The organism is Corynebacterium nasorum (genome assembly GCF_032821635.1).
In the GTDB taxonomy this organism is placed as follows: domain Bacteria; phylum Actinomycetota; class Actinomycetes; order Mycobacteriales; family Mycobacteriaceae; genus Corynebacterium; species Corynebacterium kefirresidentii.
In genome coordinates this window covers 60,973-75,187 of sequence record NZ_JAVBIE010000009.1, presented here as the reverse complement: position 1 = coordinate 75,187, position 14,215 = coordinate 60,973, and the positions used below count along the sequence as shown (strand labels likewise).

At 57.3% G+C, this 14,215-nt stretch carries 15 protein-coding genes; 6 read left to right on the top strand and 9 right to left on the bottom strand.

All coding sequences use genetic code 11. From position 1 onward, the window contains the following. The first annotated feature begins 21 nt into the window (after nt 1-21). The 4 genes from odhI (at nt 22) to RAE07_RS08520 (ending at nt 2,645) form a co-directional block, all read left to right on the top strand. Nucleotides 22-456 (top strand): oxoglutarate dehydrogenase inhibitor Odhl, encoded by a 435-nt coding sequence (gene odhI / locus RAE07_RS08535; RefSeq protein ID WP_023021587.1) that lies wholly within the window; start codon nt 22-24, stop codon nt 454-456. Between the two features lie 100 nt (nt 457-556). Then, nucleotides 557-1,303 (top strand): transcriptional regulator FtsR, encoded by a 747-nt coding sequence (gene ftsR / locus RAE07_RS08530; RefSeq protein ID WP_034655346.1) that lies wholly within the window; start codon nt 557-559, stop codon nt 1,301-1,303. Nucleotides 1,304-1,341: 38 nt separating this feature from the next. Next, nucleotides 1,342-1,935 (top strand): bifunctional nuclease family protein, encoded by a 594-nt coding sequence (locus tag RAE07_RS08525; protein WP_239208335.1) that lies wholly within the window; start codon nt 1,342-1,344, stop codon nt 1,933-1,935. A gap of 146 nt (nt 1,936-2,081) precedes the next feature. After that, entirely contained in the window at nt 2,082-2,645 is a 564-nt protein-coding gene (locus tag RAE07_RS08520; RefSeq protein WP_023021584.1) for a MerR family transcriptional regulator, read from the top strand. Between the two features lie 274 nt (nt 2,646-2,919). Here the strand turns inward: RAE07_RS08520 and RAE07_RS08515 are convergent, their stop codons facing one another. The 4 genes from RAE07_RS08515 to gnd form a co-directional block, all read right to left on the bottom strand. Then, nucleotides 2,920-3,765: a hypothetical protein gene (locus RAE07_RS08515; protein ID WP_200287516.1), complete on the bottom strand. Its 846-nt coding sequence runs from the start codon at nt 3,763-3,765 to the stop codon at nt 2,920-2,922. A gap of 40 nt (nt 3,766-3,805) precedes the next feature. Further along, the gene (locus tag RAE07_RS08510) at nt 3,806-4,654 is read right to left on the bottom strand and encodes a hypothetical protein (protein WP_023021582.1); all 849 of its coding nucleotides are present in this window, start codon (nt 4,652-4,654) and stop codon (nt 3,806-3,808) included. Between the two features lie 19 nt (nt 4,655-4,673). Continuing rightward, nucleotides 4,674-5,975 (bottom strand): DEAD/DEAH box helicase, encoded by a 1,302-nt coding sequence (locus RAE07_RS08505; protein ID WP_317001690.1) that lies wholly within the window; start codon nt 5,973-5,975, stop codon nt 4,674-4,676. A 105-nt stretch (nt 5,976-6,080) separates the two neighbouring features. Beyond that, nucleotides 6,081-7,532, bottom strand: a complete 1,452-nt coding sequence (gnd, locus tag RAE07_RS08500; protein ID WP_023021580.1) for an NADP-dependent phosphogluconate dehydrogenase — start codon at nt 7,530-7,532, stop codon at nt 6,081-6,083. Between the two features lie 59 nt (nt 7,533-7,591). On the opposite strand from gnd, the gene RAE07_RS08495 reads away from it, so the two are divergent. Beyond that, nucleotides 7,592-8,038, top strand: a complete 447-nt coding sequence (locus tag RAE07_RS08495; RefSeq protein WP_023021579.1) for a PaaI family thioesterase — start codon at nt 7,592-7,594, stop codon at nt 8,036-8,038. On the opposite strand, the gene RAE07_RS08490 is transcribed toward RAE07_RS08495, so the two are convergent. Both RAE07_RS08490 and RAE07_RS08485 read right to left on the bottom strand, forming a co-directional pair. Beyond that, nucleotides 8,035-9,201: a saccharopine dehydrogenase family protein gene (locus RAE07_RS08490; RefSeq protein WP_200287510.1), complete on the bottom strand. Its 1,167-nt coding sequence runs from the start codon at nt 9,199-9,201 to the stop codon at nt 8,035-8,037. The two genes, RAE07_RS08495 and RAE07_RS08490, sit on opposite strands and share 4 nt — an antisense overlap. A 23-nt stretch (nt 9,202-9,224) precedes the next feature. Then, nucleotides 9,225-10,298 (bottom strand): magnesium and cobalt transport protein CorA, encoded by a 1,074-nt coding sequence (locus RAE07_RS08485; protein WP_023021577.1) that lies wholly within the window; start codon nt 10,296-10,298, stop codon nt 9,225-9,227. 108 nt (nt 10,299-10,406) lie between these two features. Here RAE07_RS08485 and RAE07_RS08480 point away from each other — a divergent pair, with 108 nt between their 5' ends. Further along, nucleotides 10,407-11,009 (top strand): class I SAM-dependent methyltransferase, encoded by a 603-nt coding sequence (locus tag RAE07_RS08480; RefSeq protein ID WP_034655351.1) that lies wholly within the window; start codon nt 10,407-10,409, stop codon nt 11,007-11,009. Here RAE07_RS08480 and RAE07_RS08475 read toward each other — a convergent pair. From RAE07_RS08475 to thiM, 3 genes are read right to left on the bottom strand one after another with little or no spacing between them, the layout of a single operon-like run. Further along, nucleotides 11,006-12,541 (bottom strand): bifunctional hydroxymethylpyrimidine kinase/phosphomethylpyrimidine kinase, encoded by a 1,536-nt coding sequence (locus RAE07_RS08475; protein WP_316330927.1) that lies wholly within the window; start codon nt 12,539-12,541, stop codon nt 11,006-11,008. The two genes, RAE07_RS08480 and RAE07_RS08475, sit on opposite strands and share 4 nt — an antisense overlap. Further along, the gene (gene thiE / locus RAE07_RS08470; protein ID WP_023021574.1) at nt 12,534-13,163 is read right to left on the bottom strand and encodes a thiamine phosphate synthase; all 630 of its coding nucleotides are present in this window, start codon (nt 13,161-13,163) and stop codon (nt 12,534-12,536) included. Before thiE ends, RAE07_RS08475 begins: the two co-directional genes overlap by 8 nt. Next, complete coding sequence (gene thiM, locus RAE07_RS08465) at nt 13,164-13,976, bottom strand: hydroxyethylthiazole kinase (RefSeq protein WP_248098253.1); 813 nt, start codon at nt 13,974-13,976, stop codon at nt 13,164-13,166. Nucleotides 13,977-14,215: the final 239 nt, after the last annotated feature.

Here is a 14,215-nt window from a genome sequence, read left to right as displayed (position 1 = left end):
AACTAATCCCCGGAGGTAACAATGAGCGAGAACACCGGAACCCCGGAACCACAGGTAGAGACCACATCTGTATTCCGCGCAGACCTGCTCAAGGAGATGGAAAACGGCGCGAATGGCAACGAGACTGCCGTTGCCGGTACCGATAACCTGGCAGAGGGCCAGGCACTCTTGGTGGTCAAGCGCGGCCCGAATGCGGGTGCCCGCTTCTTGTTGGACCAGGCGACTACCACCGCTGGCCGCCATCCCGAGGCGGACATCTTCCTCGATGACGTTACGGTATCCCGCCGCCACGCGGAATTCCGCAAGAATGATGATGACAAGTTTGAGGTAGTTGACGTGGGATCCCTCAACGGAACCTACGTGAACCGCGAGCCACGCAACTCCCAGGTGCTCGAGGTGGGAGATGAAATCCAGATTGGCAAGTTCCGTTTGGTTTTCATCGCTAACCAGAGCTAATTCTTTCGTAGACCAGCCGCGCTTCCGTTCGAGGAAGGGCGGTGTAGTCTACGTATGGCACGATAAGAACTTTTTTCAGGACCCCTAAGAGATAGACACAGTGAGCGCAGCAGATTCTTCGGCAGCAGCAGTACGCCGTACCAGCCCCAAAGCTAAAAAGGCTAAGACTATGTCCATTGGCGTGGTTTTGGAGACGCTGAATCAGCAATTCCCAGACGTCACGGTGTCCAAGATTCGCTTCCTTGAATCAGAGGGGCTTATTAGCCCGCAGCGCACGGCCTCGGGCTACCGCCGCTTCACCCAAGAAGACGTGGACCGGCTGCGTTATATTCTCACCACTCAGCGCGATAACTATACGCCGCTAAAGGTTATCCGTGAGCAGCTAGAGGCCATGGATTCCGGTCAGGTCACCGCCATTGTTTCTGCGGGCCATGCCGAAACCCTCCTGTCCCCGCAGCAGTTTAAGGCCCCTGTCGTCACGCGTTTGACTGATGTAGAGGTAGCCACGCAGGCGGGGTCCAGTGAAGATGACGTCGCATCCTTAGTGAAGTACGGCCTCATTCGCCCAGATGCTGCTGGGTTTTTCAATACCGATGACGTGGCTATTGTCTCAGCCGCCGTGGCCCTCAAGGCTTTTGGTTTCGGTGCCCGTGAGCTTAAGTCCCTGCGCAATAACGCGCGCCGGCAGGCTGACCTGATTTCCCAGGCCGCAGCTCCAGTGGCACACTCAAACTCTGATACTGCACACCAGAAGGCGGAAGAAATCTCCCAGCAGATGACCGCGCTCGTGGTGTCTTTGCATGCGACCCTGGTGAAATCAGACCTACGTGACGAATACCAGGCTTAATACACCACCAATTCCATCTTTGTGGGAGAGTGGTAGTCATGAGTGATGTAACCCTAGAGTTCCACGGAATCCACCAAGTCGGTCCTGAAGATGATGTCTGCGCATTGTTGCGCTGGCCAGAGGAAAATCGCTTGATCCCCGTGTGGATTTCTCCCATTGAGGGCATGCAATTGGCCGCCGCTTTAGATGGGCACCAGCCAAACCGGCCCAACTCGCACGATCTGATCTGCGAGATCCTTGAGGCAACAGGCGGGGTGGAATCCATAGACGTTGCCAACTACCACCAGGGAACGTTCATGGTAGACATTAAGGCTGCGAACGGCGAGGCTTATGATGCTCGGGTTAGCGATGCGCTAGCTGTATCCGAATTTTTCAATGTCCCCATTTCTGCCGAGGCGGAGCTCCTCGCGCAGGTATCCGTTTATGCCAGTGATGCGGATCTGAAAGAATATTTCGACTTGGAGATTTCTACCCCTTCTCAAGATGATTCGGAAACTGGCAGCGAAAACGCGGAGTCTTCCACATCGGCATCAGGGAATGCGCAGGCAGATGCGGATTTCGAGGCCATGATGAGATCTTTGGGAATGGAAGAAAAGGATTTCCTTTCGGGGGATGATGAAGAAAAAAGTTAATGACACGCGTGTGACTAATGGTGACAATGTGGTTCTAGAAGTCTAAAGTTGTACTTGAAAGTTGAGCAGGCAGCGCTTGACGGGTGCATGCGCTTGGCTTTTAATTGATCTTTAGAACTTCCAACAAACCCCATTGGAGTAATTACGTGAGCATTATCGAGGACTCCCAGTCCGAATCCACCTACGTACAGGAATCACTTTTTGATGTCGGACCTGATGAGGAAGTGGGCTACCGCGTGCCTATTGCCTGCCAGGTTGCCGGCATTACTTATCGCCAGCTGGACTATTGGGCACGCACCAACTTGGTGAATCCGTCCATTCGAACGGCACGTGGTTCTGGTTCCCAGCGCCTGTATTCCTTCAAGGATGTATTGGTACTCAAGATTGTTAAGCGCCTGCTAGATACCGGCATTTCCCTGCAAAATATCCGTTTGGCCGTTGAGTCCCTGCGGGATCGTGGTGTCAATGATTTGGCAGAGCTCACCCTCGTATCAGATGGCACCACCGTGTATGAGTGCCGTTCTAACGATGAGGTAATTGACTTGCTTGCCGGTGGCCAGGGCGTCTTTGGCATTGCAGTTCCTGGTATCTTGAAGGAACTGTCCGGTACCATTTCTTCTTTCCCTTCGGAACGCATCGAAGACTTCGCCGAGGACAACGTCGTCGGGCTCGACGAGCTTGCTGCCCGTCGCAAGCGCAAGAGCTCCTAGGCTTTGAACATAAGAATCCACCCTATTTCCCGGCTCACGGGGAAATAGGGTGGATTTTTGATCTCCAAACAACGAGCAGCCTACGTTAAGCGCCCCTCGGAACCTTGTATCTCTTCGCGTCGCTGGGCCCTAGCCCAAGGCGCTTCAATCCGGCTTTTAACACGGGCTCGATTATTGAAGTGCCACCTGTGCCTAGCTGTCGGTACCTCTATGGAGATAGAAATAAAGGCACCCAACATAATCGTTTGGTGCCGAGGGAAAGGGCGGTTGGATATTAAACGCCTGCGGCCTTAGTTATAGCGCCAGTAAGCTTGGCTTCCTCCGCTGAGTCAACGGTGGTGAAACTATCGGCTGCGGACTTTAGAGCTGCATCCACGTTGCCTTCACCTACGTGCACGACACTGAGGGAAACGTCCTTCGAAGCAGCGTCCTTAAGTGCAGCCGTAAATTGAGCATCATCCATGTCTTGCTCGGTACCTGTAGTCACCACGAGCACCCGCGCCTTGTCGCCGCTACCTGCAGCTTGGTCGGCAGCGTTAGCTACAGCCGCTACAACAGCGCTGCGCGTTTGTGGAACACCGCCGGTACCAAAGCCGCCGAGGGTGCCGGATACGGCATTGCCATCCCCAAAACCCAAGTTCTGGCGGTAGCCAACCGTTGCCGTCTCAGAGATGGGTGAAGAATAATTCCACAAGGACACAGCCCCGCCGTCAGCAGCTAGGTCAGACGCGGTGGTGCCCAAGGCCTGGGAGACAGGACCGTAGATGGGAGCCATTGAGGAGGAAGTATCCAAAAGAAGTAGGGTATTTGCAGCCATCGTTAGATCGGGTTTGGGTTGTGCTGCGGAACTAGGAGCTGGGGCGGAGCTCCGTGGAGAGGAAGAACTGGTAGGCGCGGCGGAAGTGGGGACACTGGAGGTCGTTTTCGTGGTCATCTCCGTTGTAGCCTCGCTGCTGCTTTCAACAGCTGCGGGAGCAGCGGCATCGTTCTCATCGGCGTTGTCCATACCTCGCACGAGGAAGGTCACCAAGGCGATGATGGCCAGAAGCGCGATGACAGCCACTGCAATAACCCATCCCGCTACTGCGAAGGTATTTTTCCCATTTGAATGCCGTGCCATGTGGTGTGTTCCTCCCAAGCAAACTGCCGTTGTTAGTGGCTTATTGTAGCGGGGCGAGTGCCTGATCTATCACAGCGACAAGCCTGGCTCGCAGCGGTTCGGCCTTCTGCGCCAGGGAACGCTGCCGAGAGACATATTCGGCTTTGCCTTCAGGGGTTTCGATGGGCACTACCCCGAGACCCCAATCACGGCAGTCATAAGGAGAGGCCTCCATGTCTAGGATGCGTGCTTCAATCGCCAAATCTAGGCAGTCAAGGAATAGCTTGCCGGGAACCAAAGGGCCTAGCTTCCACGCCCATTTATAAAGATCCATCGTGACGTGTACGCAGCCCGCTTGGTCATTTGCGGGCTGGTCTTCGCGGTGCAGCACGGTGAGGTTAAGCGGACGAGCTGGTGGAGTGAAGAAACGGAAGGCATCGTAGTGGGAGCACTTAATTGAGTGTTCATCCACAACGCGGTTTGTGCCTTCTGCACCTAGGCGCAAAGGAAGCGAATGGCGCGGGGTGTCTGTGTGGTAAACCATCGCCCATTCGTGCAGGCCAAAGCAGTCAAAGTGGGCGGGGTTGCTTGCAGAGTGGCGAAGAAGATTCGAGATATAACGAACCGAGCTACCGCGGCGTTGTAGAAAGCCAGCCACATCGACGGTTACGCCGTCTGGGGTGGCGTGGTAGTCGCGCCATTCGGCGTGTGGGGGAGTGCCTTCTAGCGCTATTCCTACACCCGGGTGCCAACGCTTCAAGTGGGAAGGCCGGACGGGGTAGTACTCAAAGAGAAAATCGAAGACAGGGTGATAGCTGCCAGGGTGGCGGAAACGCTCTAAGCGGTCGGTGGCTTGCTTTTCGTGTTGTTGCAGCTGAGCTTGCCAATCATCCGGGCTCAAAGTGTGCACGAGGGCATTCCTCCTTGTCTTAGCGGCCGCGGCGACGGGTGTTTCTACTACCTGGGCGGCGGCGTTGAGATGGGGATTTCTTCTTTGCGGGCTTCGCTTGGTTCTGGGGCGTGGCCTGCCCAGGCGGGGGAAGGGCGGGACCATTCGGTTTGCGAGCACCCGTTACCTCCTTGAGTACAGGTGCACCTGCAGGATTATCGCGGCTAGAAATATCGTGCTCAGTAGCCGTGACCCCTGCTTTGTTAATAAGCGCTGATACTTCCTTGCGTTGTTCATCCATGACCAAAGTAACGACGGTCCCCGCCGCGCCGCCACGTGCCGTGCGCCCAGCGCGATGGAGATATGCCTTGTGTTCTGCGGGTGGATCGATATGAACGACGAGGGAAACATCCGCAACATCGATACCGCGCGCGGCAATATCTGTGGCAACCAGCACGGGGACGCTGCCATCGCTAAAGCCCTCGATGGCGCGGGTGCGCGCGCCTTGCCCCTTATCTCCATGTAGCGGATAAGCATTGATGCCAGCACGGCGCAGCTTTTTGACTTGCCTATCCACCCCGTGCTTCGTACGCATGAACATGATGGTTTTGCCCTGGCGAGCAGCAATTCGCAAGGCTACTTCATTCCGCGCCGGACGGTCACCGACGAAAAAGAGATGATGGGACATGGAGTCCACCGCAGCTTGAACCGGAGCAGTGGAGTGGACAATAGGATCGTGGAGGAATTGCTCCACCAGCTTATTGACGTCCCCGTCGAGGGTCGCCGAAAACAGCAATCGCTGACCTGTTGCTGGGGTCAACCGCAGGAGTTTGCGTACCTGGGGTAGAAAGCCCATATCGGCCATTTGATCGGCCTCATCAAGGGTGGTGATGCGGACCGCATCCAAATACAGCTTTCCCTGGTTTATGAGATCTTGGGCGCGGCCAGGGGTGGCGACGAGAACATCGACGGGGCGTGCCAGCGAGCGGATATGGTGATTGATATTTACCCCACCCACCACGGCGAGAACTCTCAAGCCAAGCGTTGCCGCAGGTTCATCAAGACGCTGGTAAATCTGGGTGGCCAACTCCCGGGTTGGCGCAAGAATGAGCGCACGGGGATGAGCGGGCTTGGAAGCACCCGTTCCGGCAAGGCGCGCGAGCATGGGTAAACCGAAGGTAAAGGTTTTTCCGGAACCGGTAGGGCCGCGGCCGAGTACATCTTTGCCCGCGAGGACGTCGGGAATCGCGGCGCTTTGGATGGGAAATGCTTCGGTGATGCCTTGGTCACGCAATACGTGCACTAGGCGCTGGGGTAAGCCGAGATCGGCAAAGGTAGTCATTGTTTACCCATACTATCGGCAGTAAGGCGGATCGCCGCATTCGTGTGGAAGCGCCTGCTAAATATGGGAAAGGGCCCCGAAGGGCCCCATCAAAGAAATACGAATCTAGTCGATTTGGGTCAAGCTGCGGTCGCCAGACCACTCGATGTGGAAGGCACCTGGCTTATCGGTGCGCTTGAAGGTGTGTGCGCCGAAGAAATCGCGCTGGCCTTGAATCAGGGCGGCGGGAAGGCGCTCGGCGCGCAGGCTGTCATAATAGGAGAGGGAAGAGGCAAAGACTGGGGCCGGTAGGCCCAGCTGAGTGGCAGCGACGACTACTCGGCGCCACGGATCGATGAGGTCTTCCAGCTCACCCTTGAAGTAAGGATCGAGGATGAGGGCAGGAAGGTCTGCATTATTGTCGTAGGCTGCGCGGATGCGATCCAAGAACTTGGCCCGGATGATGCAGCCGCCACGCCAGATAGTAGCTAGGTCGCGAGGGTCCACATCCCATCCGAATTCCTCGGATCCAGCCTTGATCTCATCGAAGCCTTGGGAGTAAGCAATGAGCTTGGCCGCATAAAGGGCGCGGCGCACGTCTTCAATAAACGCGGCTTTGTCCACGTCCAGCTCCTTGATAGTGCCGGCAGGCAGCTGGCCTTCTTGGGCAGCGCTGCGCTGCGCGGTGGAGGAGGAAAGCGCGCGGGCGAAGACCGATTCGGCGATGCCGGTAATGGGAACACCGAGCTCCAAGCCATTGATGGCAGTCCAGCGGCCGGTGCCCTTTTGGCCGGCGGCGTCTACGATGACGTCGACAAGCGGGGCACCAGTCTCCGGATCCTTTTGGGCCAAAACCTCGGCGGTAATTTCAATGAGATAGGAGTCAAGGTCGCCGGAGTTCCATTCGCGGAATACCTCTGCGATCTCGGCCGGCGCCATGCCTGCACCGTAACGCAGTAGCTGATAAGCCTCGCCGATGACCTGCATATCGGCGTATTCGATACCATTGTGGACCATCTTTACAAAGTGGCCGGCGCCATCTGGACCAATGTGGGTAACGCATGGAGTGCCATCAACATTAGCGGCGATGGACTCAAGAATCGGGCCAAGAGTCTCCCAGGATTCCTTCGGGCCACCAGGCATGATAGCCGGGCCATTGAGCGCACCCTCCTCGCCGCCAGAGATGCCAGCACCCACAAAGTGCTTGCCGCGGGCGGCTACGTCCTTCTCGCGGCGAATGGTGTCCGTGAACAGCGCGTTACCGCCATCAATAATGACATCGCCCTCATCCATGGCCTCAGCCAGCTGATCGATGACCGCATCGGTGGCCTTGCCAGCCTTAACCATGATGATTGCCTTGCGTGGGCGCTCCAAAGAAGCCACGAAGTCCTCGATGGTCTCCGAAGGCACGAAATTGCCTTCCTCACCGTGAGCCTCAATGAGCGCATGGGTCTTTTCAGGGCTGCGGTTGTAGACCGCTACGGTATTGCCGTTGCGGGCAAAGTTACGGGCCAAATTAGATCCCATGACCGCCAATCCCACGACGCCAATTTGAGCAAGTTCATTCTTATCAGTCATGCTGCCCATCCTACGTCACTGAGATGCGGTGCTGGCATCAATGGCTAGGCTGGTGGACTATGTCGGATACGCAGAAACTCAATGACTTGCTTCACCTCGCTCATACGCGGGTACTCACTGCAGAAGAATTGGCGTCACTTAATGCCCTCAATGGCGGCCTTGCGGAATTGATAGGGCTGCAATTTACCCATATAGGCCCGCGCGAAGCGCGTGCGAAACTGCAGGTTAAGCCCGAGCATCATCAGCCCTGGGGAGTGGCCAATGGCGGGCTGTACTGTTCCATTGCAGAAACCGTGGCCTCCATCGCGAGCGTGGTGGCTGCCGACGCCCCCGCAGTAGGAGTGAATAATTCCAGCGACTTTATCCGCTCTACGGGACAGGGGGAACTGGAGGCTGTGGCTACACCAGTGCAGCTTGGCGGGCGCACCCACCTGTGGAGCGTTGAGATGCGCCAGGGCGGGGAGCTCATTGCCCGCACCACTTTGCGCACCATGATTTTGCGTTAGCTCACCCGCTTGGCAGTAAAGGACATCCCGTGGGAGGATAGCCGTTCCAAATACGGCTCAGCTAGTCCGGTGGCCGGGGTAAGCACGCCTCCTGTGCGGTCAGAGTCGGTGCGCGATTCGAGTAGGCAGAGTGCAGCCTGGCTCAGCATCATGGCGGTAACCTCGTAGCCGGGGTCCCCCTGCGCTGAGACGGTTGCAAGCCAGCGCTCGCCGTCCTCAGTCACACCGTGGTGGCTGATGTGGAAATGTGCGCCCTCAAGCCCAGGCGTGGGCAGGACCTTTTCCACCACGGGGCGCAAGCGTGATTGGGTGCCATCAAAAAGCAGCTTGGTGGCGAGTGCCAGTCCATAGGCCCGTGCACGACCGGCTAGCCCAGTCCCTGCAAACCACGCTTCCTTATAAAACAAGCGCTTGCCCCACGCCCGCCCAAGCAGAGCGTTGGAGCGGCGCACCACGCGGGTATTAAACATGGACATGAAAAATGGACCCACCCAGCCCACGCCGTCGACTTCTTTGATTTCGAAGTCATTTTGAAGGCCGTCTAAGCGTGGCCCGGCCTTGGGATCCGGGTCTAGTGAGTAAGGATTGTGCAGGTTGCGGGCCACATCTTTATCCGCGTGCGCGGCATGCGAGACCTGCAGGGAAGACTCTATGGTGCCCGGTGAGATTCCGCCTTTGAGCTTGTCGACGACCATCTGCACCCGTGCAAACGGCTTTCCTGCCGCCTGGTAGAGATTGAGCATGCCAATATCCGAGGGGACGGAATCGAAGCCGCAGGAATGAACGATGCGCGCACCTGTAGATTCGGCCACGGCATGGTGGGAATCGATGCTGCGGCGAATAAAGGGAACCTCACCGCACAGGTCAACATAGTCTACGCCATGGCGCGCGCAGGCGGCAACGACGTTATCCCCATAAAGGCTGTAGGGTCCGATCACGGTGATTAGTACCTTGGTATGTTCCACCATGTGCTCCACAGCGTCGGCATCATCGGCGGCGGCGATGGCGATGTCCCAGTGCTGATTGAGTTCATCGCGCAGCGCGGCTAGCACCGGTCGGTTCCGGCCGGCCAGAGTCACAGAGGGCGCGTTAATCGAGGCAAGGTAGCGCGCCACCAATTGCCCGACAAGCCCGGTGGCACCATAGACAGTGATATCGCTCATAGTATACGAGCGTACCGCAGTTTTTAGAGCCAGTGGTTCTTTCGGAACCAAGCCCACAGGCCCACAACGACCAAAATCATAATGATAATCGCCATGGGGTAGCCCAAAGCCCAATGCAGTTCCGGCATGATGTCGAAGTTCATACCGTAGATACCGGCCACCAGGGTGGGCGCAGCCCACATGCCAACGACCGCAGAAATGGTGCGCATATCTGAGTTTTGCTGCATGGTTACCTTGGCCACCGAGGCATCGATAAGCGAGGTAAGGCGCTCATCGAAGCTGGAGACCTGGTCTTTGACTACGAGCTCGTGGTCGTTGACGTCGCGCAGATACGAGCGCAATTGCTTAGAAATCAGATCCTTGTGGTCAGAAACCATGGATTTCAGTGCCACCGAAAGTGGGTCGATGGCATGCTTCATCTCCAGCACCTCACGCTTGAACATGTAAATGCGGTCCACATCAAACTTGAGGTTAGGGGTAAAGATTTCTTCTTCCAGCTCATCGACCTCAATGCTGATGAGACGAGAGATCTCCGAGTAACGGTCCACCATCATATCCAGGATCTTCCAGGCCATAGCCACTGGGCCAAGCTCCACCAGATCCTGCTCATCTTCCACCGTGTAGGCCAAGTTGGGAAGCTTTGCCCCGTGGCGCACGGTAATGATGAAGTTGGAACCCATGATCATCTGGATCTCACCGGTAGAAATGATCTGGCGCTTATCCGTTACTTCATCATGGTCGCGATAGTTCACGGAGCGGGCGACGACGAAGAGCTGGTCATCGTAGCGTTCGAGTTTGGGACGCTGGTGAGCCATAACTGCGTCTTCCACGATGAGTTCGTGGATGCCAAACTGTGAGGCTACCTTGGTCATCTGAGACTCATAGGGCTCGTGCAGGCCCACCCAGATAAAACCACGGCCATATTCTTCGATAGCTTCCAAAGCAGAGCTGGTGGAGTATTCACCGGGAAGCGACTCGCCATCAACAAAAACGCGGCAGTGTTCAATCGCGCGTTCCGGCGGTACCGGCAGGGAGGTGGGCTTACTTAGAGGCTCGGGTTTCTTGCGGCCCCTAAAGGGTGAAGGTACGGATGGCATCGTTTCAGCCTCCTTTGCGCGGTAGTGCGGACAAGTTCGCAAAAATTCGACGGCGATTTTATGCAGCGGGTAAATCTTACACCGAAGGCGGGTAATATAATCGAATCTATGCCCACGTGGAAAGAAGTAACCGAAGCTAATCCCGAGCACTCCCATAATTTTGCCCGCAAATGGAAGCTGCTTGCCGCACAAGGCAAGGACATCAATGGCGAGGCCCGGCTTATTGATGCCATGGTCGAGCGCAACTCCACCATCCTCGACGCCGGCTGTGGCACTGGCCGAGTCGGTGGCGAATTGCTTCGCCGCGGCCACAGCGTCGTGGGAGTCGACGTAGATCCCATTCTTATTGAGCACGCAGAGCACGACTTTCCGGACGGCCACTGGTTCGTTGGAGACCTGTGCGAGGAAGAGGTGCCGGAAGGCCCCTTTGATATCGCCGTGTCTGCCGGCAATGTGATGGGCTTTCTAGCAAAAGAAGGCCGCGAGCCCGCTTTGCGCAATATCTTTAATTCTCTCAAACCAGGTGGTCGCCTGGTCACCGGCTTCGGCGAGGGCCGGGGCTGGGAGTTCTCCGACTTTCTTGATATGGCGCAGAAGGTGGGCTACCGAGTCGACTTCACCTTCTCCTCGTGGGACATGAAGCTATTCTCGGAGCATTCCACCTTCCTCGTCGCCGTCCTTTCGCGTCCGGGGTCGGACCTTCTGGCCTAAAAGCGCCTATCGGCTTGGTCGAAGAAATCTACCTCATGGTGGCTCGCTGTGATGTAGGCGCGCTCGGCCCGTGTACGAGTGCGCTCATCCGCCCCGCTGAGAGCCTGCTCGACAATGTCGAGGCTGGCGCGGACTCCGTTGAGGAAGTCTTCACCGCCGTACATGGAAAGCCAGGAGTGATAGGGATGTTCTGGGGAATCGAAATCTGCGAGGTGTAGGCCTACCTCTGCATAAAGCCAGTAGCAGGGCAATACTGCCGCAGCGCCTACCACGTAGTCATCCGTATGAGTTGAACGGATAAGGAAGTCCGTATAGGCGCTAGTAACCCTAGAAGCTGCGGTAGTGATGCCCTCTTGGAGCCAGCCGCGGTGCAGCTCGGCCTCAACCGCCAAGCAATCATGCGCTCCTTCGGCCCAGTGCAGTTGCTGTGCCGCTGCAGGGGCTAGGCTGGCTAGGCGCGCCAAGGCCTTGGAGTAGGCGTTGAGGTACTGGGCATCTTGGTCAAGATAGAACCCAAAGGCTTCTTTATCCAAAGCGCCCGTTCCCAATGCCCGAATAAACGGCAGAGCCTTGATAGCCTCCCAGTGATTTCCCGCCAGGTTCCACAGACGTTGCGTGTGTGGTCCGGCCGCAGGAACGCGGGGCTGCTCGACGTTTTCTGGTTCCTTCAAGCTGCCGGACAGGTAGGGCTGCGGCAGGGTAGAGGCCGCCCGCATGAGGCGCTGCGAGCGGTGCAGGTGGTCCACGGGACCGTGCCCTTTGCCCACCTGGAGCGCATCCGCGTGCACAATGGCTTCGTGCAGCCAGTGGGTGGACCACGTAAGCGCTGCGGTGTGGCTATCGCCGGCTCCAAGCCGGGTAGCCAGAGCAGAGGAGAGGGAGCAACCTGTGCCGTGCGTATTCTTCGTGTCCACCCGGCTCGAGGAGACGCGGTGAACGGACCCATCCGGATTCACTACCGCATTGTCTGCGATATCGGAATCGAGGTGACCGCCCTTGACCACAACTGCAGTAGAAGCTTCCTTCGCCCATTGTTTAGCGGTGGCGATGGCCTGCTCGAGGTCGCCTGCCTCCTCGGTGTTGGTGAGAACAGCCAATTCTTTCAAGTTTGGGGTGATGATATCCACCCGGGAACACAGATCTCGCACGGCCTGTTCGGCTTCCTGCTCCAGCAGCCTATCCCCGCTGGTAGCCACCATGACCGGATCCAAGACCACGGGAACATCCTCCGGCAGGCGACGTAGGAAATCTGCGACCTTGGCGGTAATGGCGGCGTCTGCAAGCATGCCAATCTTTACCGCGTCTATCTCCACATCGTCAATGACTGCGTCTAGCTGCTCTTGCAGAAATTCTACTGGCGGGACATGTACGCTGCGGACACCCTGGGTGTTTTGGGCTACCAAGGCTGTTACCACATTCATGCCATATCCGCCCGCAGCGGCAATGGACTTTAGGTCAGCCTGGATGCCCGCTCCGCCCGTGGGGTCTGTACCCGCGATGGACAGTACGCGGGGATAGTTGCCCTTAGCCATGGAAAGCCTCCTTTAATCGGGCGGCTGCTGCTGCAGGATCCTTGGCCGCCATGATGTCGCTGACTACGCAAATGCCGGCAAAGTCGCTTCCCGCCAGCTCGTGCGCGTTATGGTCTTTAATGCCGCCGATGGCGACGGAATCAATGCCGCGTTCCCGTGCGGCGCGGGCGAGGGCTGCTGCTGCATCTGGCCCCATCCCCGCCGGGGCGTTCTTCTTCGTGTTCGTAGAATACACAGGGCCGATACCGATGACATCCGGGCGGGCGTCATCCGAAATGGCAGCAAGTTCGGCGTGGTTGCCAATGGACAAGCCGATAAGTTGCTCATCGGACAGCATCCCTCGGGCTTCACGAAAGGCCATGTCATTTTGACCAATGTGTAGATGGCAGCCGAGTTTTGCTGCTACCTCCACGCGGTCATTGATAAAAAGCGGAACATTGCCGAGCACGGCCAGCAGCTCGCGGGCGGTGTGTTCAATCTGCTCATCACTAGCTTCCTTATCCCGCAGCTGGACGACGCTAACCCCACCGCGTACAGCTTCCTTCACGATGCGAACCACGTTTTCTCGCCCGCCTGCCAGATCTGGATCTGTGACAAGGTAAAGCGACCAGTCGATTGCCATTTAAACCCCTTCGACGTCTGTGAGCTTGATTAGTCCCTCGATGTCCGCCGTCGGGACATCGTAGAGCGCGTCCAGCCAAGCAACGGCAAAGGAGCCTGGCGCGTGGTGCTTTTCAGCTGCCACGCTGCCTGCGGCTCCCACGTGTGCGTGGGCCGCGATGATTGCTTCGAAAGGATCCTCCCACGCCGCCAAATATGCTGCGCAGATAGCACCGAGTGAACAACCAGTACCAATGACGTTTTGGAGCATCGGATGACCGGAGTGCAGATAGGCAGCGCGCGTGGTTTCACCGGCGTGGACGATAAGATCGCGTGGGCCGGAAATGGCTACTACAGCGCCAGTGTCCCGGGAAAGCGCTAGTGCGGAATCTAACGCGGCTTCCACTTCATCAGTAGATTCGACACCGCGGCCGCCCTGTCCGGTACCTGCGAGCGCAATGATTTCTGAAGCATTGCCGCGGATTGCCCCTGGGCCAAGGGGCAGCACGTCGTGCATGAACTTAGTGCGGTTGGAGAGACCGCCGGCACCTACCGGATCGAGTACCCAGGGGGTCTGTGCGGCATTCGCACCCGCGATGGCCTCGCGCATGCCGCCGTATTGTTCGGAGCTAGGCGTGCCACAGTTGATGAGAACACCGCCGGCTACCTGTGCAAACTCGCGGGATTCCTCCGGAGTATCAACCATCGCCGGGCTGGCGCCAACGGCCAAGAGGGCGTTGGCGGTGACGTTGGAAACGACCTTATTGGTCAAACATTGAATAAGTGGTGTGGACTCGCGCACGGCATCGTGCGCGCGGAGAAAACTATATCCCACAACTATCCCTTCGCTAGTTCTAACTGAGTGCAGGTTCGATGGGTATTTCTCAGCCGCACTGTGTGCGGCACCCCATGTTGCGTTTCTCAGCCTAACAAAGGTCACGGAAACTATGTGCGAAAATCGGCGCTCCAGTGCCCAGTTGGGGTGGTGCTATCGCTATCAATGAGTAACGACAGGAAAATAGAAAATCGCCGCCCTTGCCCTGCATTGAGGCAGGAGAGCGGCGATGCGATCGA

Excerpts from the sequence above, each read along its gene's own strand:
- odhI (WP_023021587.1), top strand. The coding sequence starts at position 22 with ATGAGCGAGAACACCGGAACCCCGGAACCACAGGTAGAGACCACATCT.
- RAE07_RS08525 (WP_239208335.1), top strand. The coding sequence starts at position 1,342 with ATGAGTGATGTAACCCTAGAGTTCCACGGAATCCACCAAGTCGGTCCT.
- RAE07_RS08515 (WP_200287516.1), bottom strand. The coding sequence starts at position 3,765 with ATGGCACGGCATTCAAATGGGAAAAATACCTTCGCAGTAGCGGGATGG.
- RAE07_RS08505 (WP_317001690.1), bottom strand. The coding sequence starts at position 5,975 with ATGACTACCTTTGCCGATCTCGGCTTACCCCAGCGCCTAGTGCACGTA.
- gnd (WP_023021580.1), bottom strand. The coding sequence starts at position 7,532 with ATGACTGATAAGAATGAACTTGCTCAAATTGGCGTCGTGGGATTGGCG.
- RAE07_RS08495 (WP_023021579.1), top strand. The coding sequence starts at position 7,592 with ATGTCGGATACGCAGAAACTCAATGACTTGCTTCACCTCGCTCATACG.
- RAE07_RS08490 (WP_200287510.1), bottom strand. The coding sequence starts at position 9,201 with ATGAGCGATATCACTGTCTATGGTGCCACCGGGCTTGTCGGGCAATTG.
- RAE07_RS08485 (WP_023021577.1), bottom strand. The coding sequence starts at position 10,298 with ATGCCATCCGTACCTTCACCCTTTAGGGGCCGCAAGAAACCCGAGCCT.
- RAE07_RS08480 (WP_034655351.1), top strand. The coding sequence starts at position 10,407 with ATGCCCACGTGGAAAGAAGTAACCGAAGCTAATCCCGAGCACTCCCAT.
- RAE07_RS08475 (WP_316330927.1), bottom strand. The coding sequence starts at position 12,541 with ATGGCTAAGGGCAACTATCCCCGCGTACTGTCCATCGCGGGTACAGAC.
- thiE (WP_023021574.1), bottom strand. The coding sequence starts at position 13,163 with ATGGCAATCGACTGGTCGCTTTACCTTGTCACAGATCCAGATCTGGCA.